The following is a 23,281-nucleotide window of genomic DNA, read 5'->3' as shown; positions in this document are numbered from 1 at the left end:
ATGCGGCCGGGGCCGGAGTCGGCCGGTCTATTTTCTACTTTTTTCCAGTTCTTGGCACGATTTTAGAAAAATATGCGAAGTGAACCCACCAAACATAATCCGCTCGTGCGCTTTCTGAACAGGCATATTTTTTTACTGTTGTCGATTCTGGCCCTGTGTTCCTCGCTGTTTTCGTACTTGGTACTGGAACGGGGAGCTATCAGCGCCACCGATGAGCAGTATTTAAGGACTGTGCAGGAACGTGTCCGGCAGGAGCTGGCCCGCTCGGCGGCCGATCTGGATGCGGTGGGCCACCACCTGAACGAAGCGAATCCCGCCTTTGCCCGGCTGAAAACGGAGACGGCCTACCCGTACTACATTTTCCGCAACCAACAGCTGTTTTACTGGTCCGACCACCGGTTTATTCCCGATTACGACTGCCTGCGCGGCCTGAGTGCCACCCGACTGGTGACGCTTCCGCAGGGCACTTTTCTGGTTAGCGTCCGGCAGGTGAAAACGACGTCCGGCCAGTACGAAATTTTCTCGATGGTGGACCTCTACCGGAGCTTCCAGAATGAGAACAACTACCTCCGCTCGGGCTACAACACCAGCCTGTTTTCGATGGACCCCCGGCGCATCGACTCCCGGCAGGCGGCGGAAACCTACCATAATATTTTTGATGCCACTCCGGCTTTTCTGTTTTCGGTAGACCCGCCGGTGGTGGACGCGCGGAGCCAGAGCCTGCCGGTCAACTCGGTCTTTTCGGGAACGCTGGCCCTGTTTTTTCTGGGACTCTACGTTTTTCAGTACATCCTTTCTTCCGCCCGTCGGCAGAAGCCGGGCCTGGGTCTGCTGCTGCTGCTGAGCTATCTGGTGCTGCTGCGGGGCGTCATGCTGTACTTCCGGGTCCCGTTTCTTTTCTTTGAAATCGACGTATTCAATCCGCGGCATTACGGTTCGTCGGTGCTGGCTCCGTCGCTGGGCGACCTGCTTTTGAATATTCTGTGCGTGGCGATTGTCGCTTTTTACATTGCCAACACGTTTCACCGCGCCGGTTTTTACTACTGGATGCTCCGGCAGCCCCGCTGGGTCAAAGTGCCGCTTTCGATTGCCATCGCGGCGGGCGGTTACGGCGTGTTTTACGCCTGCCTGCTCGAACTGAACAGCATCTACGAAAAGTCGCAGTTTACGCTCGACATCACGCTGAGCATTACGTTCCCGACGCTGAAGATTGCCTGCCTGCTGATTTTCGTTCTTATTTCCACGACCTATTTTCTGGTGCTGCACGTGCTGGCGAGCCTGTTCATTCGCCTGAACGTGACCTTTGGCTGGGGGCTGCTGTGGTTTCTGCTGGGCACGGCGCTGGCGGGAGCGGGGATGTGGACCTACGACCCGCACGTCGACTACGTGTTTGCTCTGCACGGCCTGTACTTCCTGATTCTGTACAGCAGCCGTTTCCCGCGGACGCTGTATTCGTTCCGGTACAAAACGACGATTTACCTGTCGCTGGGCGCCCTGACCTGCGCGGCCCTGTCTACCTACGTTGTCTTCAATCAGGAAAACCAGAAGGACATTGTCAACAAAAAGCTGTTTGGAAAGCAGTTGCTGGCCGAAAACGACGACCTCGGGGAGTTTCTGCTGAACAAAATTCACCGGTCCATCGCCGCCGACAGCGTTTTGCGCGGGTCGCTTTCGTCCGACACGCTGCTGGCCCGGGAGCGGATTCAGCAGCGCATCAAGTCGGTTCATATCGATAAGTACTTCGACCGCTACGATGTGGAAGTGCTGTCGTTCGACGCCAACGGGCTGACGCTGGACAATCAGCTTTTTGCTTCCGAATACAGCTATTTCGCCGGTCTTTTCCGGCATAAACGGTACCAGACCCGCTACGAGGACCTGTATTTCATCAACGACGCGGAGAATAACTTTGCTACCCAGTACGTCACGTTTGTAGACATTCCGGGCAAAGGCCATATCATTCTGAACATGAAACTGCGGCCGGAGCGGATGCGGGGACTTTATCCGGATATGCTCGTCGGACGGCAGTTCAACCAGGCACCTGAAACGCGGGCGTACAGCTTTGCGCTTTACAACCGGCAGCAGCGGGTGCTGCACAGCTCGGGCGATTACAACTACCAGCGCCGCCTCCCCGTCGAACTGCTGGCCGACTCGACGCTGTACCGCGAAGGCGTTCTGTACAATGCCTACAAGCATGTCGCCCAGCGAGGCCGCGACGGGCGGATGGTGGTGGTTTCTTCCAAAGAATACCCGCTTACCTATCTGGTTTCAAACTTTTCGTTCCTGTATCTGGTCCTGATCGTATACGTGCTGGCGGTCATTCTGGCTTATGCCGTGCGCTACCGGTTCTCGCACAGCCGGCTGAATTACGCGACGAAAACCCAGATTCTGCTCAATATTGCTTTCTTCCTGCCGCTGCTGCTGATCGTGGTCATTACCCTGAGTGTCATCAGTTCCAACTTCGACAGCAATCAGGAGCGGAACTACGTGGACTCTTCAAAAAACATCGGTTCCAACTTCCTGCCGTACCTGCAGGCCTTCCTGAACGGCCACACCAGCAAGGCGTACATGGAGGACGAACTGCGAAAAATGGCCCGGAGCTACGGAGTGGACATCAACCTGTATACGCCGGCCGGCAAGCTCTGGACGTCTACCCAGCCGCTGGTTTTTGAAAGCGGTCATTTGTCCAAATTCATCAATCCGGACGCGTATGCCCACCTGATTGAAGACAAAGAAAACCAGATTCTGCTGAACGAATCGCTGGGAACCAAACAGTTCAGGACGGCCTATGCCGCCGTGAAGACCTTCGACGGGCAGTTGCTGGCCGTCATCGGCGTACCGCATTACGATTCGATTCTGGAACTGGACCGGCAGCTGATCGAGATCATCGCCACCGTGCTGAGCGTCTTCACCGTGCTGCTGCTGATCTTCGTGTTCGTGTCGTACTGGGCTTCCACCATCCTGACCAAGCCGCTGCGGATGCTGACGCACAAACTGCGCCGCACGAACCTGGACAAGCTCAACGAGCCGATTCAATGGCAGTCGGATGACGAAATCGGCCTGCTGATCGGGGAATACAACCGGATGCTGATTAAACTGGAGGAAAACAAACGCGCGCTGTCGCAGAGCGAAAAACAGTCGGCCTGGCGGGAAATGGCCAAACAGGTGGCGCACGAAATCAAGAACCCGCTGACGCCGATGAAACTGACCCTTCAGCATCTGCAACGGACGCTTCCGCCCGACAATACACCGTCCCGGCGGGTCATCCAGCGGGCGCTGAACTCCCTTCTCGACCAGATCGACAACCTGAGCGACATCGCCACGTCGTTTTCGGACTTTGCCAAAATGCCGCTGCCGAAAAACGAACTGTTCGAGATCACGACGGTCATCAACAAGGCCGCCGATCTGTACGCCGACGACGGGAAAATCTCCCTCCTCCGCGAAGTGGCCCCGTATCCGGTCATGGTGGTGGGCGACCGCCAGCTCATCGGCCGGATTCTGACCAACCTGATCATCAACGGCATTCAGTCGGTACCGACCGACCGGAAGCCGATGATCCGTCTGCGGCTGGTAGTGAGCGAAGGGAACGTCAATATCGAAGTGAGTGATAACGGCTCCGGCATCCCGGAGATGATTCGGGCGAAGGTCTTTCTGCCCAATTTCAGTACTAAGCAGGGAGGCTCCGGCCTGGGACTGGCCATTGCCAAACGGGGCGTCGAGCACGCCGGGGGTAGTATCTGGTTCGAAACCGAAGAAGGTGAGGGCACTACGTTCTTCGTGTCAATTCCCGTCGCCGACGCTACCGATTCGGTGGGCCTGCTCAACGGGAAATCGAAGACGATAACGGTATAAAGAAACCTGCTGGCTTCGGCCGTTTGTGCCCGGCTAAAGCCAGCAGGGGTACAAGTTATGCACTGATTACGGTGAGGGGTTCGTCTTCAAGGGTCACGTGTTTCCAGTTTTCTCCCGAACGAATGCGGTTCAACTGGGTGTGGGTGATCCCAAACTGCTTAGCGATCATCTTCAGGCGGTTTTTTTCGTTACGCAGCAATTTCTTGATCATGCGCACCTTCGATTCCGTCAGCTTGTAATTCCGGGTGCGGCGCGGCATTTCGCGGTTTTTCAAAGCCGGATTGTTCCGGTTGTGTTCGATCATCTCCTCTTTCGTCACCCATTTCAGGTTTTCGTGGAAGTTGTTCTTCTTGTCGTGATCCAGGTGAATCACAAAAGAAGCTTCGGAGCCGGGGCGGTCTACAAAGCGCTCGGCGACCAGCTTGTGAACGTACCGATTGATGGTTTTGCCGCCGGTCCGGATGTTCAGTGAACGGTAGCCCTGGATAACAGATCCTTTGATGATGGTACCGAGGCGGGGGTCGGACTGGAAGCTTTTGAGCCGGCCGTAGTTGGAAACCTCGTAACGGGGGGGATTTTCAACGTCGTTAAACAGAATTGGAACCCACTTCTCGTTCCAGTAACTGCTGTTTCTTTTGTCGCTCATGGTTCAGGACGGTTTTCGGATGGAGGTTAGTTTGTTTAATAGAAGTAGGGGTTGATTAAACAGGCAGGTAAGTGCCGATAACGCTATGCGACCAATTTGAAACGGGATAGTTTTTGTAAGCCTCTAATACTGTGCTTCGTAAATGTACGTATATAACGGTGAAATGTTTACACTTGTTTAACAAAAGTTAAACAAAAATTTTTTGAAAATTCGGGAAACGTCAAATTTTGAACCGGAGAGGCTCCGGGGCCGTTATTCGGTTATAATCAGAATGGACGATGAGTAGAGGAAAAACGTTGATTATTGGGGCATCCGAGAAGCCTGACCGGTACGCCAACCGGGCGGCGCACAGTCTGGTGCGGCACGGCCACGCGATTGAACAGGTGGGACTGCGGGAAGGAAGTGTGGCCGGAAACCCGATTCAGAAAGGACTGCCCGAACTGACGGACGTCGATACTGTGACGTTATACGTTTCGGCAAAGAACCAGCCGGGCTACTACGAGTACATTAAAAACCTGAAGCCGCGCCGGGTCATTTTCAACCCCGGAACGGAAAATCCGCAATTTGAGCAGGAACTGAAACAAGAAGGCATCGAACCCATTGAAGCCTGCACGCTGGTGATGCTGTCGATTGGGAATTATTGAATTTTGAATGATAGATAGGTTGGCTTCGCTAATCCTGGTACTGCGAAGCCAACCTATCTATCATTCAAAATTCAACCATTCTACCACTTAATAAGCGCTGACGCCCACGTGAATCCGCTGCCGAAGGCGGCGAGGCAGACCAGGTCGCCGGGTTTGACGCGGCCCTGTTCCCAGGCTTCCGTGAGGGCGATGGGGATAGATGCGGCCGTAGTATTGCCGTATTTGTGAATATTGCTGATGACGCGGTCTTCGGGGAGGCCAAGCTGATTGCGCACGTATTCCGAGATCCGGACGTTGGCCTGGTGGGGCACCAGCAGCGAAATATCTTCGGGCGAGAAGCCGTTGGCCTGCAAACCCTCGTGAATAACTTCGGTAAAGCGCACGACAGCGTGTTTGAACACGGCGTTGCCGTTCATCACCACATCGAAGCCGCCTTCGTCCACCATCTGCTTCGTGGCGGCGCGGTCCGGGCGGCTGCTGCCGGGGTCTTTAACGTACAAATCCTCCGCAAAGCGCCCGTCTGCATGAAGGTGGGTGGACAAAATGCGGTGTTCGGCGTCATCGGTGGCCCGGACAACGGCGGCCCCGGCTCCGTCGCCGAAGATCACCGCTACGCCGCGGCCTTCCGTGCTTTTATTGATCCAGGTAGACTGAATCTCGGCTCCGACCACCAGAATGGTTTTGTACATGCCGGATTTGATGAACTGGTCGGCAATCGAGAGGGCATACACGAAGCCCGAGCACTGGTCACGGATGTCGATCACGCCGATGCCTTCCATGCCCAGTTCGCGCTGCATCAGAAAGCCGGAACCCGGAAAAAAGTAGTCCGGCGTGATGGTCGCATAAACGATCAGGTCCACTTCTTTGGCCGTTACTTCGGCCCGTTCCAGGGCCATGCGTGAGGCCGCGGCGGCCATACTGGCATTGGTTTCTTTTCCGTAGGTAAAGTAGCGGCGTTCCTGAATTCCCGTCCGTTCCCGAATCCATTCGTCCGAGGTTTCCATATAACTCGTCAGGTCCTCGTTCGTGACGACATGTTCCGGGACATAATACCCCAGCCCCGTTATGGTTGAATAAATCATCTTGATGGTCAATAAAAAAGCCCACAAAAGTAGCATTTTTTTGTGGGCAATTGGACGGAAGGAAGAAAATGACTGAATGATTGAATGACTGGCTCCGCTGTTTCACGCACTGGAGCGGAGTCAGTCATTCAGTCATTCAGTCATTCAATCATTCCCTACTGGTGAATCGTGTACTCGTATGACTCCATGATCAGGTTGGCGAGCAGCTGCTTGCAGGCGGCTTCGACGGTTTCGCGGGCGGCGGATTCGGATTCCGCTTCCACTTCCAGGCGGATGTGCTTGCCAATGCGGACGTCGCCGACGTTGTCGATGTGAAGGTTGTGCAGGCCCAGTTTCACGGCCTTGCCCTGCGGGTCCAGAATCTCCTTCTGGGGCATTACGTTGATTTCAGCGATATAAGTCATCTTACTATTGAATGATTGAATGTTGAATGACTGAATGACTGGCTTCGCTGTTTCATGCACCGGGGCGGAGCCAGTCATTCAGTCATTCAACATTCAATCATTTTGAAAAAAGTGAAAGTGCGATGTACAGGAAAATCACCAGCGGTACGGCTGCGAACTGCAAAAATAAGAGAAGCAGCGCGGAAAATAGCAGAAAAATGTATTTAATGCGGTTCTCCGACCAGCCGAACGTCTTGAACTTAAGCGCAAACAAGGGCAGTTCGGAGGTCAGCAGGTACGACATGACCACGACATACCCGAGCTGCACCAGCGGGTGAAGAATCAGTCCGGCAAAAGCGGGGTTGTAAGCGACAATGAACGGCATCGCCGCAACGACCAGCGCGTTGGCCGGGGTCGGAACGCCGATGAACGAGTCGGTCTGCCGCGTATCGACGTTGAACTTGGCCAGCCGGAGCGCCGAAAAAATGGCCAGCAGAAACGCCAGGTACGCAGCGGAATAGCCTCCGGGCAAAAGCAGGGTGGAATAGGTTTCACTTGCGGCGCCGGACACCTGCCGAAGCCGTTGGATCGCTTCGGTATCCGGCACCAGAAAGGCATACACGATGAACGCGGGCAGTACGCCGAAGGTGACGCAGTCGGCCAGCGAATCCAGTTCTTTGCCGATGGCCGACTGTGCTCTGACCAGACGCGCCACGAACCCGTCCCCGAAATCCAGGGCGGCGGCCAGAAAAATGAGCAGGGACGCCCGCATCAGATCGTGTTCAAAAACGGCCAGAATTCCCAGACACCCGCACAGCAGATTGCCGCAGGTCATGGCGTTGGGCAGGTGACGGAGCAGTTTCATTGGTTACCAAATCCAGTTTTTACGAATTAAATCCAGCCCGATACCCAGCAGCAGCAACCACACCAGGGTTTGAAACTGCCGCTGCGAGAGCCGGTTGAGGAGCAACTTGCCCGCGTAGGAACCGCCAAAGGCCGCCCCGAACAGGAGCGGAATTACCAGCAGATGGCGGCTGTCGAGGTAGTCGTTTTCCAGATAAATGACCGTCCGGCTGGCATCCACCCCGAAGTCGATGGCCGCCGAGGTCGCCACAAAGATATTCTTTTCCAGATTGAGCGAGGCGAGGACAATGCCGCGAATGGCCCCGCCCGTTCCGATAAAGCCCGCCAGAAAACCCGCCACGCCACCGCCAACCACCTGATTCAGCGCACTTACCGAAAGCCGGACTTCCGGTTTCAGCAGAAAAAAAATACTGACCGCCGCCACAAAAAGACCCAGCGTCAGGGCGGCCAGCGACAGGTCCGCGTCCTTGTTGAGGTAAGCGCCCAGAATGACCAGCAGCACGCTGGGAATGCCCATCCGGATGGTAACCGGCCAGTCGATATGCCTGCGAAATAGCATGAGCTTGGCCGTGTTGCTGAACACGTGCTGCAGGCCGGTCATGCCCAGCACGACCCGGTAATCAAAGAAATACAGCGCGACCGGTACAAAAAATACCGATGACCCGAAGCCCGCCACTGTTCCCGCTACTTCCGCCAGCAGGCCGGCCAGAAAAAAGAGAACGTAGTCGGCGGCGGAGTTCATGCTTTTACGAACGGGTTGGAAAGCTTCTCGCGGCCGATGGTGGTCGGGTCCATGTGACCGGGGTAAACCGTGTAATCGTCCGGCAGGGTGTAAAACTGCGTCCGGATGCTGTGCGCCAGCGTGTCAAAGTCCGAAAACGGGAAATCGGTGCGCCCGATGCTGCCCCGAAACAGGACATCGCCACCGATCACGAAGCGGGCCTCGTGGTTGACAAACGCCACGTGCCCCGGTGCGTGCCCCGGCACAAAACGTACTTCCAGCACCGTATGGCCGAATTCGACGGACTTGCCTTCTTCCAGAAAGTGATCGACGTCCGCTTCCTCGTACTGCGCAAACCCGTAGTTGGGGGCCATGACCTTGGCTGCCTTCAGAATCGGAACGTCCTTTTCGTGCAGGTATAGCTCAATGCCGTACTTCCGCTTGACAAAAGCGTTGCCAAGCACGTGGTCGATGTGCGCGTGGGTGTTGAGCAGCTTGACCGGCTTGAGGCCGTTCTGCTCGACGAAACGGGTAAGTTCGTCCTGTTCGGCGCGGGTGTAGCAGCCGGGATCGATGATGACGGCCTCGCGGGAGTCGTCGTACAGGACGTACGTATTTTCCTGAAAAGGCGAAAACGTAAAAGAATGAATGCGTATCATAAGTAACCACGGGGTTTAACCCGTGAGCTTGTTGCAGTTAAGAGTCCCCGGCGTTTTAGTGCCAGATTGCGGGGGTAAGATACGGGCTAAAGCCGCGCGGCGGCCTGTCCGTTGAGACAAAATACCGTCGGCTTTTTGTGCAGATCGGGCGGCTGGCTTTTCCATTCCCGCACCGTCAGCGTCCGAATAAATTCGTCGGGCGCGGTCACGTTGCAGGCCACGCAGAGCCGGGTGTCGGCTTGGCAATGGGCCAGAATATCGGCAAAAAGGGCGTTGTTGCGGTACGGCGTTTCCATAAAAATCTGCGTCTGCTGCCGCTGGATGGCTTCTTTTTCCAGATGCTTCAGTATGCGGGCCCGGTCGTGGCGGTCGATGGGCAGATAGCCGTGAAAAACAAACGACTGCCCGCTCATGCCCGAGGCCATCAGCACCAGCAGAATGGACGACGGTCCCACCAGCGGCGATACCTTCCAGTCCAGCTGGTGCGCTATCTTTACGGCCACGGCCCCCGGATCGGCCACGCCGGGGCAACCGGCTTCCGACAACACACCGACCGACCGGTCGGGGCCGGTGATTTCCTTCATCTGGCGGCGGGTATCCGCTTCCGGCGTGTCTTTATTGAGTTCAAAAAAAGTCAGTTCGTCAATTGCGCGTCCGGTTTTCAGGCTGCTGATGAAGCGCCGGGCCGTCCGGAGTTCCTCGGCAAAAAAGATGTCCGTCCGGCTGACCACCTCGCGAATTTGCGGCGACAGCACCTGGTCGGCTGTACCGTCGGCGAGGGGGCAGGGGAGGAGGTAAAGTGTAGGCATGGTGAGTTGGGAAGCGGTTAGGGCTTATCGTTTAAGGTTTAATGTTTAAGGTTTAAAGTTGCGTTGCCTCAATGAAAATAAAGGGCGAAGCAAGCGCAGCGGCAAACTCTGAACCATAAACTTTAAACCATAATCCTTAAACGATAAAGTTAATCAGCGCCTCGACAAAGAGTTCCGGCTGTTCGGCCTGCACCCAGTGGCCGGCATCGGGAATGGTTTCGACCTTGACGTTGGGGAATAATTTCTGAATGCCCGGAATGTCTTCGTCCCGGATATAACCCGAATTGACGCCCCGGATAAACAGCGTCGGCTCCGTGACGGTACGCGGGTGACTCAGTTCTTCGCCCACCCCGTGAATCTCACGTTCGATGACGGGCAGATTCAGCCGCCAGTCGAACTGCCCCTGCTCGTTGCGGTAAAGGTTTTTCAGCAGAAATTGCCGGACGGTGGCCGAAGGCTCGTACTCCTTCAGAATCGCGTCGGCTTCGTTGCGACTTTTGAGCGTCGCCAGCGGAATGGCGGAAAGCCCGCGCAGGATTTCGCCGTGATGAACCGGGTAAAATTTGGGGGCAATATCGACAATGACGAGCTTGCTGAACTGGTCCGGATGGTCCATTGCGAACTGCATGACCACTTTTCCGCCCATCGAATGGCCGATGAGAATGGGCTTATCCAACTGGTGCTTCTGAATAAATTCCAGCAGGTCGAGGCCCATCGATTCGTAATCAAACACCTCGCTGCGGGGCGAACGGCCGTGATTGCGCTGGTCGAGCAGAAAAACCCGGTAGCCCTGGTCGGCAATGGTTTTGGAAATGGTCAGCCAGTTGTCCGACGAACCGAAGACGCCGTGAAGAATCAGGATGGCCGGGCCGGTGTCGCCGACCTGGCGGTAGTATAATTCCATATTGATTTTTTAAACCCACGGAAGTACGCGGAGGAAGTCTTGCTGACCCCTAAACGCGGCAATACGCCGCTGCGGGGCCATCCTCCGCGTACTCCGTGGATATCCGTTATTGTACATAAACAACTTTCTCCCGTTTGGCGACCAATTGCCCGAACGATTGCAGGCTGAAGCCGTGTTCGGCCGCCAGTTGTTCAAATTCCGCCGCGGCATCGGGCTTGACGGCAATCAGCAGCCCGCCGCTGGTCTGCGGGTCGGCGAGCAGAAAACGCTGCTGGTCGGGCAGGTCGGCAATCTTGTGGCCGTAGCTGTCCCAGTTGCGGTGCGTGCCGCCCGGAATGCTTTTCTGGGCCAAATACTCATCCACGACGGGCAGTTTCGGAACGTTTGCAAAGTCCACCTCGGCGCTTAGTCCGCTGCCCTCGGCCATTTCGGTCAGGTGGCCCAGCAGCCCGAAGCCGGTGACGTCGGTCAGGGCTTTGACGTACGGCAGTTTTCCCAGCACCGCGCCGAACTTGTTGAGCTGCGCCATCTGGCGGGGGGCCAGTTCGGCATGTTCCGGCTTAAGAATGCCCTTTTTCTGCGCGGTCGTCAGAATGCCAACGCCCAGCGGTTTGGTCAGGTAAAGGCGGCAGCCCGCCGTGGCGGTGTTGTTCTGTTTCAGATTTTCGACCCGCACGCGGCCCGTCACGGCCAGTCCAAAAATCGGCTCCGGACTGTCGATGCTGTGGCCGCCCGCCAGCGGAATACCCGCCTCGGCGCAGACGGCCCGACTGCCGGCCAGAACTTCCCCGGCTACTTCAGGCGGCAGTTTGTCGATCGGCCAGCCCAGAACGGCGATGGCCATCAGGGGTTCGCCGCCCATGGCGTACACGTCGCTGATGGCGTTGGCGGAGGCAATGCGGCCAAAATCAAACGCATCGTCGACGATGGGCATGAAAAAGTCGGTGGTGCTGATGATGGCTTCGCCGTTGCCCAGGTCCATCACGGCCGCGTCGTCCCGGCTGTCGTTGCCGACCAGCAGGTTCAGCGACTGAATGACGGTCTGGCCGGTCTGGTTGTGGTGGAGAATCTTGTCCAGCACTTTGGGCGCAATCTTGCAGCCGCAGCCGGCTCCGTGGCTGTATTGAGTAAGGCGGTATGTTTCGGATTGAGTCATGATAAAACAACGGTCACAGCCTGGTGATTTGGGCTGTTAACAAAAAAATAACATTCCATTCCGGCATAAATCGATGCGATTTAGGAATTTTTTTTGGAAACCCGCCGATAAAATTGGTTATGTAGGTAAAAGACAGGAGGTTACGTATGATCAGTCTATCAAATAAAGATGGGTTGACCCGCTCCTGACCGGTGTATGCACTTCTATTCAACTTTACCTAACCACACACAATTATGAGCAAAAAGCTACTGTGGCTTCACGTAGTGCTGCTGTTGAGCGGATGCTTTGGCCTCAGCCCGAATCATGCGCTCGCCCAGGGGGTGACTACTTCGTCCATCAACGGGGTAGTGACTGACACCAAAAATGAACCGCTGCCGGGCGCGACCGTTATCGCGATTCACACGCCATCGGGTACCCGTTATGGCACCACCACCAATCCGCAGGGGCGATTCAGTCTCCCGGCCGTCCGGATTGGCGGACCGTATCGTATAACCGTCACGTTCATCGGCTTTCAGGAACAATCCCGCGAAATTGTTTCGGCCGAGCTGAATACGCCCGTCGTGGCCGATTTCCGGCTGGCGGAAGAAGGGCAGGAACTGACCGAAGTGGTTATTACCTCCCAGCGGGGCGGCGTGATCGACTCCGAACGGACGGGCGCCTCGACCAACCTGCGGCGCGAAAACTTCGAACGGCTGCCCACCATCACCCGTAGTTTTACGGACTTTAGTACTCTCACGCCCCAAGCCGGACCCGGTTTTTCGTTCGGCGGCCGCAGTAACCTGTACAATAACTTCTCCATCGACGGCTCAACGGCCAACAACGTCTTCGGGCTGTCGGCGCTGCCGGGAGGCGCGGCCGGAACGCCGGTCAGCATCGACGCCATCGACCAGCTCAACGTGTCGCTTTCGCCCTATGACGTCAGCCAGGGCTCCTTTACCGGGGCGGGCGTCAATGCCGTAACCCGCAGCGGCACCAACGAGTTTCAGGGTTCGGTATACGGTTTCTACCGGAACCAGAGCTTTGTCGGCCGGAAGGTAGAAGGGCAGGAGCAGCAGCAGCTGAATTTTAACTTTTACAACGTCGGTGCCCGGTTAGGAGGCCCGATCATCAAAAACAAGCTGTTTTTCTTCGTCAATGTCGAACAGGAGCGGCGGGCAGACCCGGCGGTGCTGTTCCCGGCGGGCGGTTCAGACGCCAACGGGCGGCCTTACCAGCAGCGGACGGAAGACTTGCAGCGCCTGCGCGAATTCCTGATCAATACGGGTCCCAACAAAACGTGGACCTTCGATCCGGGCTCGTTCGACACCTTCGACCAGCTGACGCAGAACTTCAAGTTTCTGGCGAAAATTAACTGGAACATCAGCGACCAGCATAAACTGACGGTGCGCTACAACCAGCTGAACGCCTTTCGCGATACGCCGCCGAGCAACTCGGGGGGCTTCACATCGGCGCCTCCGGGCGGTCGCCAGAACAGCAACAACGCGTTGCCGTTCCAGTATTCGTGGTACCGGACCAACAACAACCTCAAATCGGTCATTGCCGAGCTGAACTCCACGTTCGGCAATAAATTCGCCAACAACCTCCAGGTGGGGTACACCGCTTTCCGCGACTTCCGGGAGGCGGGCGGCGGAGCCGAAACGCCCAATTTCCCGACCGTGGACATTTTAGGACCCAACGGCAATACCGTGACGAGCTTCGGCCCCGACCCGTTCACCCCGAACAACATCCTGAATCAGGACGTCACCCAGATCAATGACCGGTTTGATATTTTTCTGGGAAAACACACGGTTTCGGTCGGAACGGCGAATGAGTTCTACAAATTCTACAACGGCTTTACGCCACAGATTCGGGGCGTGTATCAGTACAACAGCATCGACGATTTTATCCAGAACGTGAGCAACCCGTCGGCCGCCAACGCCCCAACGCAGTACGCCCTGCAATATTCCGCCGTGCCGGGAACGCCCGTGCCCGTCGCCGAGTTTACAGCCGCTCAATTGGGTTTTTATGCTCAGGATGCCTTTAACGTGACCAAAAACCTGCGGCTGACGGCGGGCATTCGCCTCGACATTCCGACCTACGACGATTCGCGGCTGCTCAACAACGCCGTGACCGACACCATGCGGTTTGCCGGGGGCGAACGGATTCAGGTAAGCCAACTGCCGCGGACCAACTTCCTGTGGTCGCCCAGGCTGGGCTTCAACTGGGACGTGCTCGGCGACCGTTCGCTGCAGGTCCGGGGCGGAACGGGGATCTTTACCGGCCGCGTACCGTTCGTATGGCTGTCGAATCAGGTGAGCAACAACGGGGTTTTCTTCGGGACCGTCCTCCGGCAGACCCAGGCCAACAACGCCGACTTTCCGTTCAGGCCGGACCCCAACGCCTACGTGCCCCGGCTGACGGGTCGGCCGGGCGAACCGCTGGCGCAGACGTTCACCATCAACGCCACCACGCGCGATTTCCGGTTTCCGCAGGTCTGGCGCACCAGTCTGGGCGTTGACAAAAGCCTGCCGGGTGGCTGGGTGCTGACGCTGGACGGAATCTATACCAAAGACCTCAACGCCGTGTTCATCCGGGATGCCAACCTGGCCGCTCCGGTTGGCACGCTGACCGGCGACGGACGACCCATCTGGGGCAACGTGGCGGGTTCGGCCACGGTCGGCCAGCCATTCGACCGGCGGATCAACGACCGGATTGTGCAGGCGCTGGTGCTGGACAACATCAACCGGGGCTACTCGCTCAGCCTGACGGCTCAGGTTCAGAAGCGGCTCGGCCGTGGCTTCGACGGCTCGCTGGCGTACACGTTCACGGATTCGAAGGACGTCAACGCCCAGTCGGCCTCCACGGCGGGTAGCCTTTACACGGGCCAGGCCGTCGTGACCAGTCCGAACGATCCGAATCTTTCGTTCTCCAACAACCTGATTCCGCATCGGGTGGTCGGTTTCCTGCAGTACCGGCTGGAGTACCTGGGTTTTCTGGCGACCACCTTCTCGCTGACGTATCAGGGCCAGACGGCGGGGAATTTCTCGTATGTATACGGCGGAAACCCGAACAACGAGGGCATTAGCAACAACGATCTGATCTATGTGCCTCGTAATCAGAACGAAATTCTGCTCGTAACGACCAACGCCCAGGACCGCCGGACAACGCAGCAGATCTGGGACCAGCTGAACGCCTACATCGAGCAGGACCCGTACCTGAGCAAACGCCGGGGGCAGTATGCCGAACGGAACGGGGCTTATCTGCCCTGGCAGCATCAGGTGAACTTCCGGGTACTTCAGGACATCTTCCGGAACGTGGGCGGCAAGCGGAACTCCATCCAGATTTCGCTGGACATTCAGAACCTGCTCAACCTACTGAATTCGGACTGGGGGCTGGCGCAGATTGCCACGCGGACCAACCTGCTGAACTTTGTGGGGTACGAAACGCCGTTCCCGTCGGCCAACAACGCCCCGACCACCGGACGGCCCATTTATTCGTTTGCCGAGGTGTCCGCCGGTTCGGCCCTGACCAATTCGTTTACCAACAACCTGACGCTCAGCTCGCGCTGGCAGCTCCAGGTGGGTTTACGGTACACGTTCAATTAATCTCTGACCGAAAAGACAACCTACGCTATGCGCCAGTATAAGTTGCCCTTCCCGTTTATCGCCTTTTTCGTCACGCTGACCGCTCTGTTCATCGGCTGTCAGGATACGGACTACCCGGACCCGCAGCCGGCCTCCGGGCCTTCGACGCTGAGCAGCCGGTTCCGGTTTGTGAATGCCGCGCCGGGCGCTCCGGCTTTGAATTTTCTGGTGGAGAACGCATCACTCGCGCAGAATGTGGCCTACGGGCAAAGTTCGGCCTATGCCGCCGGTCCGATTGGTACCGTTCAGGTGCGCGGACAGGCGGCCAACGGCAGCATCGGCGGGACCCTCGGCAGCAACGACATTCTGTTCCGGGCGGGCGCGACCAACCAGACGAACTTCTCGGCCGCCGCCAATGCGAACTATACCGTTTTTGTGACCGACACCCTGACCCGGGCTGCCGGAACGGCTTCGGGCTCGACGGACCCCGGCGGCCCGCGCTTTCTGGTCGTCACCGATGTGCTGACCGCCGCTCCCGCCGACAGCGCGGGCATCCGCTTTTTCAACCTGGTGCCCAACGGCGGGAACCTGTCGCTGGTTCTGGTTCCTGCCACTACCGGGCCAACGGTGACTTACGCGGCCCGTGGGTTCCGGGCCACCACGGCCGGAAGCGGAACGTCAGCGGTCAATTTTTCCAGCTTTACCCGGGTGCCGGCCAGAACGTTCCGGGCCGAAGTCCGCTCCGGCACGACCGTACTGGCCTCGACGAACCTCACGGCAGCCAGCGGCCGGCTCTACACGATTTATGCGTACGGCCTGCGGGGAGGTAGCGGAGCGAATGCACCGATGGTCGGCGTGATTCAGAATAACTAGCGTTTTTTTGACAGGCTACGATCCGGCTGCTGGTAGCGGCCGGATTTTTTTGTTCGGTCCAACGGAAGCCGGAATGCGCAGCCTGGATTCATCAGACCGAAAAATAAATTTGCCGGAAGTCGGATACGCCAAATAGATTTTGGTACTTTTCCGCCTGCACAATTATTTTACGTTTTTGAAATTGTATAATTTCACCTTTGCTTAGTTCTATTTACCGCTTCTGGATTTATAAAAAGAAAAAGGAATAAAAAGAAGGATAGAGCCTTTTTGAATGCTCCATTAACTATATTTTAATGTTTTAGTCACAAAAAACGCGCAATCTGGTGACTATACGTCGTATTTTGTGCAATATTAACGCAATGTTAAGAAGCGCTTAAAAATGTATTTTTTGGAGATAAAGGTTTTTTGATAACAAATGTTTCGTGTTTCTTTGCAGCAGATTTGGAGTAAGCCGTTTACGGCAGTTGCAAGGCCGTTCGCTAATTAATACCCGGGCGGCGCAACACTCGGCAGTAAGCATTACACAATCACTCTCATAATCAAACTTAACCAACTTCATGTCTCTTCAACTTGTACGAAGGCAAAAGGCAGCTTGGCGACTTTTCATGGTCCTGGCTGCTATTTTTATGGGTTTAACCCAGGTCAATGCACAAGTAACATCCTCGGCCATCAACGGGATTATCCTGGATGACAAAGGCTCGGAACTGCCGGGAGCTACGGTCGTAGCCATTCACGTTCCGTCGGGTACGCGCTACGGTTCGGTGACCAACAACTCAGGTCGCTACACGCTTCCGAACGTACGGGTCGGTGGCCCCTACAAAATCACCGTTACGTTTGTCGGTTTCGACGAGCAGGTGAAAGAAGGCATTTTTGCCAACCTCGGTACTGCCGCCAACGTCGATTTTAAACTGACGGACGCCAGCACGCAGCTTTCTGAAGTAACCGTGACGGGCAACCGCAGCGATATCTTCAGCTCGGAGCGTACGGGTGCCGCCGCCACCTTCGGCCGCGACGCGATCAACTCCATTCCGACCATTGGCCGGACGGTGAACGACATCACCAAGTACAACGCCTACGGCAACGGCCGCTCGTTCGGTGGTCAGGACAGCCGTTTCAACAACTTCACTATCGACGGTTCGGTGTTCAACAACGGTTTCGGTCTGGGCTCTTCAGCACAGGCGGGTGGCCGGACGGGTACGACCGCCGTTTCTATCGACGCGCTGGACGAAATCCAACTGAACGTCGCTCCGTTCGACGTGCGCCAGTCCGGTTTTGCCGGTGCCGGTATCAACGCCGTCACGCGTTCCGGAACCAACGACGTATCGGGTTCTGCCTACTACCTGTTCCGCAACAGCAAGAATCCGTTCCGGATGGTCGGTAAAAAAGCAGACGGAAAAGAAATTCCGGCGGTAAACATCAACGAACAGACGTTCGGCTTCCGGGTAGGTGGCCCGATCATCAAAAACAAACTGTTCTTTTTTGCGAACGTTGAACGATTCTCGTCGAGCACGCCCGCTCTGGACTGGTTCGTGAACCGTGGTCAGACTTCCGGTAACGTATCCCGCGTGACGCAGGCCGACGTAACGGACATCACCAGCTTCATGAAGACCAACTTCAACCGCGACCTCGGTCCGTTTGACGGCTTCAACAACGACGTGACGAGCACGAAAGGCCTGATCCGCTTTGACTACAACATCAGCGACAAGCACAAACTGGCGCTGCGTTACTCACACCACGATTCGCAGACGGGCGTGATTATCAGCAACTCCAACAGCTCGAACACGGCCGGTAACGGTAACCGGACGAACCGCCAGGACGCTCTGTCGCCGGAGAACTCAGGTTACCTGATCGCGGATAACACCCGTTCGTTCGCGGCAGAACTGAACTCTACGTTCAGCAGCAAAATTGCCAACAACCTGGTTGCCACCTACAACAAGCAGATCGAAGACCGTGAGTACAAAACGGGTCTGTTCCCGACGATCGACATTCTGAACCAGGCGGGTGGTACGACGTATATGTCCATCGGTTTCGATCCGTTCACGCCGAGCAACCGCCTGAACTATTCGACGCTGAACATCACGAACAACCTGAGCTACTTCGCCGGTAAGCACACGCTGACGCTGGGTCTGGCTTATGAGAAGTTCGTGTCGAACAACCTGTTCTTCCCGTCGTCTAACGGGGTGTACGTCTACAACTCCCTTGCTGATTTCAAAAACGCAGCGTTGTTTGCCAAAAACAACCCGACGGCTACGACGTCACCGGTTTCGGTGGCCCGTTACAACCTGCGTTACTCGCTGCTGCCGGGCGGTGCTGAGCCTTGGCAGAAACTGGAGTCAAGCACGTACAGCGTTTACCTCCAGGATGAATTCCAGGTGACGCCGAACTTCAAGGTGACGGCCGGTGTCCGCGGCGACATCTTCGCTTACGACCAGTCGCTGGCGAAGGACTTCAACAACCCGGTGGTTGCTGGTCTGACATTCCGTGACGAGAATAACGCCCCTTACCGTGTCAGCACGGGCGCCTTCCCGAAAAACCGGCTGCTGCTGTCGCCGCGTCTGGGTCTGAACTGGGACGTATTCGGTGACAAGTCAACGCAGGTGCGCGGTGGTACGGGTATCTTCGTCTCACGGATTCCGCAGGTACTGGTGTCGAACCAGCTGGGTAACAACGGGGTGAACACGGCCCTGATCAGCCTGACGAACACGACGGCCATTCCGTTCGTGACCGACCCGAGCCAACTGCCGGTGGCGGTTCGTCCTGACCCGACGAAAGTTGACATCACGAAACTGTCTCCGTATGTTGTTAACGCGACGGACCCGAACCTGAAATACCCCTCGCTCTGGAAAACCAACATTGCCGTTGACCAGAAGCTACCGTTCGGCCTGATTGGTACAGCAGAATTTATCTACAACAAGACGATCAACGGCGTTCGGTACATCGATGCCAACCTGAAGGCGGCTGACCGTGACTTCTCCGGCGTTGACACCCGCGATCGCTTTCAGGCTTCCGGCCTGTCGGGCTCACAGGGTGCCGCAACCAGCCCGATCAACATTGCTCGCTTTACCAACACAGCCGTTACCAACGTGTTCGTGCTGAGAAATACTGACGTAGGGTATGCTTACACGTTGACGGCGAAGCTGGAGAAGCCGGCCACGAACGGATTTGGCGGTATGCTGGCCTACACGTACGGTTACGCTCGTGACCTGCAGTCAGTTGGCTCAACGGTACAGGCCGACATCCCGACGGTATACGGACAGAACTACCTGACCGAATCGTACGGCGATAACGACCAGCGTCACCGCATCATCGGTTATGCCAACTACCGCATCAACTACGGCGGCAAGTTCGGTGGTTCGACGATGTTCACGCTGGGTCTGACCTCCAACAGCGGCGGTAAAGTATCGTACCGTTACGGTAACGACCTGAACGGCGACGGCCAGAACAACGACCTGATTTTTGTGCCGAACAAAGCGTCTGACTTTACCTTTGCTCCCCTGACGGTGGGCACCGGTGCCAACGCCATCACGTTCACGCCGGAACAGCAGCAGGCCGCTTTCGAGCAGTACATCGAAAATAACGAGTACCTGCGGACGCGCCGCGGTCAGTACGCCGAGCGTAACGGAGGTTACTTCCCGTGGCTGACCCGCGCCGACTTCACGGTGACCCAGGAGTTCTACGTGAAGACGGGCCGCAAAGGCAACCGCAACACGATTCAGCTCCGTGCCGACATCCTGAACGTAGGTAACCTGCTGAGTAACAAGTGGGGTGTAGGTTACGCCGCCACGACGAACACGCCGCTGACGATTGCCAACAACACTGCGGCCACGGCTGCTACGCCGACCTACCGTCTGGCTACCCAGGTGGTTGACGGCAAGACGATCCTCCTGCGTGACTCGTTCACGAAGAGCATCACGGTTGATAACGTATGGCAGGCTCAGATCGGGCTGCGCTATATCTTCAACTAAGCTAACCTGAATAAACAGACCGGACCCCGCCATGCAAATGGTGGGGTTTTGGTGTTTTCCCTAAATGCTATCTCTTTTATGCTTCGTTCTCTTTTATTCCTCAATCTGCTCTTCCTGACAGTTCCCGTGCTGGCTCAATCCGGGCGTTTCAGCCGTCCGGAAGCTATTCAGTCGTTTTTCAGCCGCAAAGCGAATCCAAATAAGCCTTTATTGCTTGCTCACCGCGGCGGCCCGGACCCGGACGAGACCGAAAACAGCCTCCAAACCTTCACCCAAACGTACCGGCAACTTCCCGAAGCTATCCTGGAAATGGATGTCCGGATGACCGCCGACAGCGTTCTGACGCTGTTGCACGACGACGAACTGGAGCGCACGACCACCGGAACGGGCTCGCTGAAAGCAAAGACCTGGAAGGAACTGAGTCAGTTGCCGCTTCGGACGCTGGCCGGCAAGCCAACCCGTCAGAAAATGCCCCTGTTTGAGGCTGTTCTACGCTGGAATGCGAACCGGGCGGTGCTGGCGCTGGACGTAAAGCCCGGCGTTGATCTGACCCGCGTTCTGCGGATGGTCGAGCGGCACCGGGCGCTGAACAGTGTCTTTGTCATCTGCTACACCGTTGACGATGCCAGAAAACTCCGGCAGCAGTATCCGGCGCTCTGGCTGGCGCTGGGATTCACCACCACGGCTGATCTGGAAAAACTCCGGCAGGCGGGTTTTCCGCTGAAAAATCTGATTGCGTTGGCTCCCAGGCAGCTCCAGCCCGGCGAGTTTTACGAAGCGTTCCGCCGGGCGGGAATTCCGGTTTCGGTGGGAACGTACGGAGCGGGCAATCCCGACGAACAGCCCATGACAACCGCGGAGGCCCTTTACCGGCAGTACGCCCGGCAGGGTGCCGACATCCTGACCACCGACCGGCCCCTCGCCGTGGCGGCCTTGTTTGAAGAGAAGAACTAAACCTGCCGCTCGATACCCTTTTCCCGCAGCACGTGGGTGGCGGCTTTGTACCCCTGTACTACCAGCTGGCCGATGTCGTCGGAGGTGAATTTCATGATGTTCAGCCGGAGGGGCGTTTCGGGGCGGACAACGGTCAGGTCGAGTGTTCGGCCGTGGCTTTTTTCTCGCTCCACGAAGCGTTCGGCCCAGGCGATGTCGTTGTTGACGATCTGGTTGACCGTAATGTCTTTCACCCGTTCGACCAGCGTCAGCAGGCTCCGGTAGTTCATGTGTTCGTTGAAAACGCGCTTGGCATGGCAGGCGACGCAGACAATTTCGGTCGCGCCGTCTTCGATGGCGATGCGTAGCGGGGCTACTTCGCGCAGGCCGCCGTCCAGAAAAGCCCGTCGATGGTCGCCGCCGATGGCGACGGCAGGCATCAGAAACGGCAGGGAACTGCTGGCAAACACGTAGTCGAGGATGTGTTCGTCCTGTTGTCCGGCATACACCATGTCGCCGTTGATGATGTCCACAGCGCCGACGCGGAGCTGAACGGGACTTTTGCGGAGCACATCCAGACTGACCGTCCGCGTGACGAGGTTTTGAATGGGCGAGTTATCGAGCAGGCCGTCGAAGCGGCTCATCAGCGTGTTGTAGCCGAGCATGAACCGCGAGCGGACCACGGCTACATCATCGGGTTTGGTAATGTTTTTAATCCAGAATTCAAGCAACTGGCGCCCTGCTTTCGGCCAGTCGACCGATCCTGTTTCAACAAACTGTTTTCCGGCTTCGTGGGCCAGAAACGTCGCGTTCAGGCTGCCGACCGAAATGCCGTAGATGGCCTCCGGCTCAAATCCGGATTCCAGTATGGCCTGAATGGCTCCGGTCTGGAAAGCGCCTTTCAGGGAGCCGCCACCTAACACAAGTGCGCGCATAAAAGCAAAGGTTGGAAAAGGTGATTCGGAAAGGTTCAGGGTTTAGCGTTTATGGTTGCGTTGCGGTGCACAGGTCCCCTGAGAGGTTTTGTAACTCTAAACCATAAACTCTAAACCCTGAACCTTCTTTGAGTAAGATAAACATTTTCGGCAAACAAGCCGTAAGGCGGGAAGATTTTCCCCGTCCGATAGCCCGAAATTGCCGTTTTGGTGGTAAACTTGCCTCCGCAAAGACATGACCCTATCGATTCAGAACATACAAGCGCCCATTGCCGCCGAAATGAATGCGTTCGAGCAGAAATTTCGGCAGTTTATGAAGAGCGAGGTGATGCTGCTGGATCAGATTATGAACTACATCGTTCGCCGGAAAGGCAAGCAGCTCCGGCCGATGTTCGTTTTTCTGACGGCGGGCGTCTGCGGTGGCATCACCGAATCCACCCACCGGGGCGCAGCGCTCATCGAACTCCTGCATACAGCCACACTGGTTCACGACGACGTGGTGGACGACTCCAACTACCGCCGCGGTTTTTTCTCCGTAAACGCTTTGTGGAAGAACAAAATTGCGGTGCTGGTGGGCGATTATCTGCTGTCGCGCGGGTTACTGCTTTCCGTGGACAATTCGGAGTTCGACCTGCTGCGGATCGTTTCGACGGCCGTTCGGGAAATCAGCGAGGGCGAGTTGCTCCAGATTGAAAAAGCCCGCCGACTGGACATCACCGAAGACGTTTACTATGAAATCATCCGGCAGAAAACGGCCTCCCTCATCTCGGCCTGCTGCGCGGTAGGGGCCCGCTCGACCGACGCCCCGAAGGAGGTCATCGAAAATGCCCGCCAGTTTGGCGAAAAAGTAGGCATTGCCTTTCAGATCAAAGATGACCTTTTCGATTACGGCGAAGCGGAGGTCGGCAAGCCGCTGGGCATCGACATCAAGGAAAAGAAAATGACCCTGCCGCTGATTTATGCCCTCAATAAATCAGGCTACGGCGAGAAGCGCCGCATCATCAACCTCATCAAAAACGAGAGCGACAACCCCAAGCGCGTAGCCGAAGTCATCGACTACGTAAAACGTTCGGGCGGCATTCAGTATGCCACGGAAGTGATGAGCCGCTACGTGAAAGAAGCCCTGACGCTGCTCTACACCTTCCCCCAATCCGAATACCGCGATTCGCTGGAACAACTGGTTCAGTACACGATCGAGCGAAGCAAATAAATCAGTTAAAAATTAAGAGTTAAGAGTTAAAAGTAGGCTCCGCTCATTCAAAGTTCTGATATGGCGGAGCTTACTTTTAACTCTT

At 56.5% G+C, this 23,281-nt stretch carries 17 protein-coding genes; 7 read left to right on the top strand and 10 right to left on the bottom strand.

Translation table 11 applies throughout. The features are described from left to right. Positions 1–72 precede the first annotated feature (72 nt). Positions 73–3,849: a sensor histidine kinase gene (locus ORG26_RS04180; RefSeq protein ID WP_266367272.1), complete on the top strand. Its 3,777-nt coding sequence runs from the start codon at positions 73–75 to the stop codon at positions 3,847–3,849. A gap of 55 nt (positions 3,850–3,904) precedes the next feature. On the opposite strand, the gene ORG26_RS04175 is transcribed toward ORG26_RS04180, so the two are convergent. Beyond that, complete coding sequence (locus ORG26_RS04175; RefSeq protein ID WP_266367271.1) at positions 3,905–4,495, bottom strand: HNH endonuclease; 591 nt, start codon at positions 4,493–4,495, stop codon at positions 3,905–3,907. A 278-nt stretch (positions 4,496–4,773) separates the two neighbouring features. Here ORG26_RS04175 and ORG26_RS04170 point away from each other — a divergent pair, with 278 nt between their 5' ends. After that, positions 4,774–5,139 carry a CoA-binding protein gene (locus ORG26_RS04170; protein ID WP_266367270.1) on the top strand — a complete coding sequence of 122 codons (366 nt, stop codon included), beginning with the start codon at positions 4,774–4,776 and terminating at the stop codon, positions 5,137–5,139. A gap of 80 nt (positions 5,140–5,219) precedes the next feature. Here ORG26_RS04170 and ORG26_RS04165 read toward each other — a convergent pair whose 3' ends face one another. From ORG26_RS04165 to selD, 8 genes are all read right to left on the bottom strand, one after another. After that, a complete protein-coding gene (locus tag ORG26_RS04165) occupies positions 5,220–6,221 on the bottom strand; it encodes a 3-oxoacyl-ACP synthase III family protein (RefSeq protein WP_266367269.1) in 1,002 nt (333 codons plus the stop codon). Between the two features lie 155 nt (positions 6,222–6,376). Further along, positions 6,377–6,625 carry a phosphoribosylformylglycinamidine synthase subunit PurS gene (gene purS, locus ORG26_RS04160; protein WP_266367268.1) on the bottom strand — a complete coding sequence of 83 codons (249 nt, stop codon included), beginning with the start codon at positions 6,623–6,625 and terminating at the stop codon, positions 6,377–6,379. Positions 6,626–6,722: 97 nt separating this feature from the next. Continuing rightward, on the bottom strand, positions 6,723–7,469 hold the full coding sequence (locus ORG26_RS04155; RefSeq protein ID WP_266367267.1) for a CDP-alcohol phosphatidyltransferase family protein: 747 nt from the start codon (positions 7,467–7,469) through the stop codon (positions 6,723–6,725). Between the two features lie 3 nt (positions 7,470–7,472). Next, positions 7,473–8,210, bottom strand: coding sequence for a sulfite exporter TauE/SafE family protein (locus ORG26_RS04150; protein WP_266367266.1), 738 nt, complete (start codon positions 8,208–8,210; stop codon positions 7,473–7,475). Next, positions 8,207–8,848 carry an MBL fold metallo-hydrolase gene (locus ORG26_RS04145; RefSeq protein ID WP_266367265.1) on the bottom strand — a complete coding sequence of 214 codons (642 nt, stop codon included), beginning with the start codon at positions 8,846–8,848 and terminating at the stop codon, positions 8,207–8,209. Before ORG26_RS04145 ends, ORG26_RS04150 begins: the two co-directional genes overlap by 4 nt. A gap of 86 nt (positions 8,849–8,934) precedes the next feature. After that, positions 8,935–9,657 carry an SAM-dependent methyltransferase gene (locus ORG26_RS04140; protein WP_266367264.1) on the bottom strand — a complete coding sequence of 241 codons (723 nt, stop codon included), beginning with the start codon at positions 9,655–9,657 and terminating at the stop codon, positions 8,935–8,937. Positions 9,658–9,793: 136 nt separating this feature from the next. Continuing rightward, positions 9,794–10,561 carry an alpha/beta fold hydrolase gene (locus tag ORG26_RS04135; protein WP_266367263.1) on the bottom strand — a complete coding sequence of 256 codons (768 nt, stop codon included), beginning with the start codon at positions 10,559–10,561 and terminating at the stop codon, positions 9,794–9,796. A gap of 106 nt (positions 10,562–10,667) precedes the next feature. Further along, on the bottom strand, positions 10,668–11,717 hold the full coding sequence (gene selD, locus ORG26_RS04130; RefSeq protein ID WP_266367262.1) for a selenide, water dikinase SelD: 1,050 nt from the start codon (positions 11,715–11,717) through the stop codon (positions 10,668–10,670). A 233-nt stretch (positions 11,718–11,950) separates the two neighbouring features. On the opposite strand from selD, the gene ORG26_RS04125 reads away from it, so the two are divergent. The 4 genes from ORG26_RS04125 to ORG26_RS04110 all read left to right on the top strand — a co-directional run bounded on the left by ORG26_RS04125 (position 11,951) and on the right by ORG26_RS04110 (position 21,072). After that, complete coding sequence (locus ORG26_RS04125) at positions 11,951–15,301, top strand: TonB-dependent receptor (RefSeq protein ID WP_266367261.1); 3,351 nt, start codon at positions 11,951–11,953, stop codon at positions 15,299–15,301. A 27-nt stretch (positions 15,302–15,328) separates the two neighbouring features. Then, positions 15,329–16,153 carry a DUF4397 domain-containing protein gene (locus ORG26_RS04120; protein WP_266367260.1) on the top strand — a complete coding sequence of 275 codons (825 nt, stop codon included), beginning with the start codon at positions 15,329–15,331 and terminating at the stop codon, positions 16,151–16,153. A 605-nt stretch (positions 16,154–16,758) separates the two neighbouring features. Continuing rightward, positions 16,759–20,118, top strand: a complete 3,360-nt coding sequence (locus ORG26_RS04115; protein ID WP_456125191.1) for a TonB-dependent receptor — start codon at positions 16,759–16,761, stop codon at positions 20,116–20,118. Positions 20,119–20,196: 78 nt separating this feature from the next. Beyond that, a complete protein-coding gene (locus ORG26_RS04110) occupies positions 20,197–21,072 on the top strand; it encodes a glycerophosphodiester phosphodiesterase family protein (protein WP_266367258.1) in 876 nt (291 codons plus the stop codon). Here the strand turns inward: ORG26_RS04110 and ORG26_RS04105 are convergent. Continuing rightward, positions 21,069–21,986, bottom strand: a complete 918-nt coding sequence (locus tag ORG26_RS04105; RefSeq protein WP_266367257.1) for a patatin-like phospholipase family protein — start codon at positions 21,984–21,986, stop codon at positions 21,069–21,071. The two genes, ORG26_RS04110 and ORG26_RS04105, sit on opposite strands and share 4 nt — an antisense overlap. 235 nt (positions 21,987–22,221) lie before the next feature. Between ORG26_RS04105 and ORG26_RS04100 the strand changes: the two genes are divergently transcribed. Beyond that, positions 22,222–23,196 (top strand): polyprenyl synthetase family protein, encoded by a 975-nt coding sequence (locus ORG26_RS04100; protein WP_266367256.1) that lies wholly within the window; start codon positions 22,222–22,224, stop codon positions 23,194–23,196. The last annotated feature ends 85 nt before the right edge of the window (positions 23,197–23,281 follow it).

The sequence above is a fragment of the Tellurirhabdus rosea genome, from assembly GCF_026278345.1.
Taxonomy (GTDB): Bacteria; Bacteroidota; Bacteroidia; order Cytophagales; family Spirosomataceae; genus Tellurirhabdus; species Tellurirhabdus rosea.
Note: the sequence above shows the minus strand (reverse complement) of the source record. Positions and strands in the feature narration are given on the sequence as shown.